The sequence below is a fragment of the Mesorhizobium sp. M5C.F.Ca.IN.020.29.1.1 genome (genome assembly GCF_003997375.1).
Classification (GTDB): domain Bacteria; phylum Pseudomonadota; class Alphaproteobacteria; order Rhizobiales; family Rhizobiaceae; genus Mesorhizobium; species Mesorhizobium wenxiniae.
In genome coordinates this window covers 1-2,226 of record NZ_RZSW01000766.1, presented here as the reverse complement: position 1 = coordinate 2,226, position 2,226 = coordinate 1, and the positions used below count along the sequence as shown (strand labels likewise).

Sequence of the window (2,226 nt, the reverse complement as noted above, 5' to 3'; positions counted from 1 at the left end):
AAGCGTGAGCCTCGTTGCGGGGCACAGGGTCGTTTCAGGTTTGCGCTGCCGCTCACCTGCCGGCAGGCAGGTGAGCGGCAGCGCCGACATCAACAGTCGATCATCCACACGAATTGGGCGCTGTGATTTGTCTGAAGCGATTGCCTTTGTTTGACGGTCCTTAGCCGGCGACGCCAAGCCTTAGTATCTCCTGCCCAAGCCGCACTATTTCCCGCACCAGCAGGTCCAGGTCCTCGCGCCGGGTGCGGTGGTTGTTGATCGCTACCCTGAGGCAATGCTGGCCGTGCACCGTCGTATCCGAAAGGGCGGCGATGCCTTCCTCCTGCAGCCTCAGCATGATCTCGGTGTTGACCGCCTTCAGGGCCTTGCTGGCCAGCCCGTCGCCGCGGTAGCGGAAACAGACGATGTTGATGCTCGGTGGCGCGACGAGTTCCAGCAGCGGCTCGGCCTCGATCAGCGTGCCGAGATAATGTCCCTGCGCAATGTTCTGGTCGATCAGGCGGCCGAACTTCTCGATGCCGTGCTCCTTCAGCGCCATCCACACTTTCAGCGCGCGAAAACCACGTGACGTCTGCAGGCCGTAATCATGCAGCCAGTGTCCGGAGGCGAGGCCGCGCGGCGTCGATTCCAGATATTCCGGCGTGACCGCGAAGGTTTTGCGATGCGCTGAAGCATCCCGCACCAGCGCGCAGCCCACCTCGAACGGCGCATGCAGCCATTTGTGCGGATCGAGTGCGACCGAATCGGCCCATTCGATACCGGCGACGCGATGAGCATTCTCTGGCGCGATGGCGATCAACGCGCCGATGCAGCCGTCGACATGGAACCAGACGTCTTCCTCATGCGCCAGCTTGGCAAGCGCCTGCAGATTGTCGATCGCTCCGGTGTTCACCGTGCCGGCATTGCCGATGATGCACGCCGGCTTGAACCCGGCCGCACGATCTTCGGTGATCGCCGCCCGCAGGGCCTCGATGTCGATCCGCAATCCGGCGTCGGTCGGGATACGGCGCAGCGCATTGTTGCCAAGGCCGAGTGCTTCCATCGCCTTGCGGTGGCAGGAGTGAAGCTGATCCGAGCCATAGAAACGCAGCGGCTTCTCGATGGCGGCAACGCCATGCTCGCGCACGTCGATGCCCGCCTTGGTGTTGCGTGCCACCGTCAGGCCGATGATGTTGGCCATCGAGCCGCCGCTGACCAGCGTGCCGCTGGCCGATTGGGGAAAGCCCATCATCTGCTTGCACCAGTCGACGACTTGGCTGTCCATCAGCGCGGCGGCATGGTTGCCGCCGCCAAGGTTGGAGCCCTGAATCGCCGCCAGGAAATCACCGAGCGCCCCGGTGAAATTGCTCGATCCCATATACCAGGACCAGAAGCGCGGATGGATGTTGCCCATAGGATAGACCATCACCTTGTCGGTGACCTCGCCATAGACTTGGGCGAGCGGCTGAGGCGACCGCGGCAGCGGTGCCGCGAAGAATTCCCTCACCTCCGCCGGCATGTCCTCCCACACCGGGCGTTCCCGGACATCGCGCAGATAGTCGACGGCATCGTCGACGATCCGGTGCGACAGCGCCTGCACATCGGCCCAGTCGACCGGGTCGAGCGTTTCTTCGGCAACCATACCGGCAGTGCCGGCGGCCTTCAGCATGGCGTCCATCCGCGTCGCTCCCGATGCGCAATCATTCGGCCGGGAACTGGCAGCCCGGCGTCGAACGCGACAGCGCGATCTCGTCGGCGTCCATCTCGGCTTCGATGCCGTCGAACAGCGGCGTCGTCATGTAGCGTTCGCCGGTGTCGGGAAGCATGCACAGGATCACCGAGCCGGGTGCGGCTTTTTCCGCGATCTGGCGCGCCACCGCAAAAGTGGCTCCGCCGGAGATGCCGGTGAAAATCCCTTCCTTTTGCGCCAGCGCCTTGGCCCATTTGATGCCCTCGGGCCCGGGAACAGGCACCACCTCGTCATAGAGGCTGCCATCGACCGCCTCCTGCAACACGTTGGGAATGAAATCCGGCGTCCAGCCCTGGATCGGGTGCGGCTCGAACGCCGGATGGCTGGCGGCCGGCGCGCCGTCGGCGCCGCGCTCCTGCGCCTTGCCGCTGCCGATGAGCTGGGCGTTGGCGGGTTCGGCCAGCACGATCCGGGTTTCGGGACGCTCACGGCGCAGCACGCGCCCGACACCGACGACGGTGCCGCCGGTTCCGTAGCCGGTGACGAAGCAGTCGAGC

At 64.9% G+C, this 2,226-nt stretch carries 2 protein-coding genes; both read right to left on the bottom strand.

Features of this window, described 5'->3' with window-relative positions; all coding sequences use genetic code 11:
• Window positions 1-160: 160 nt before the first annotated feature.
• Complete coding sequence (locus EOA85_RS33265; protein WP_127212538.1) at window positions 161-1,657, bottom strand: aspartate aminotransferase family protein; 1,497 nt, start codon at window positions 1,655-1,657, stop codon at window positions 161-163.
• 22 nt (window positions 1,658-1,679) lie between these two features.
• Window positions 1,680-2,226: pyridoxal-phosphate dependent enzyme (locus tag EOA85_RS33260; protein ID WP_127212537.1), on the bottom strand; the 547-nt coding region annotated here is incomplete at its 5' end.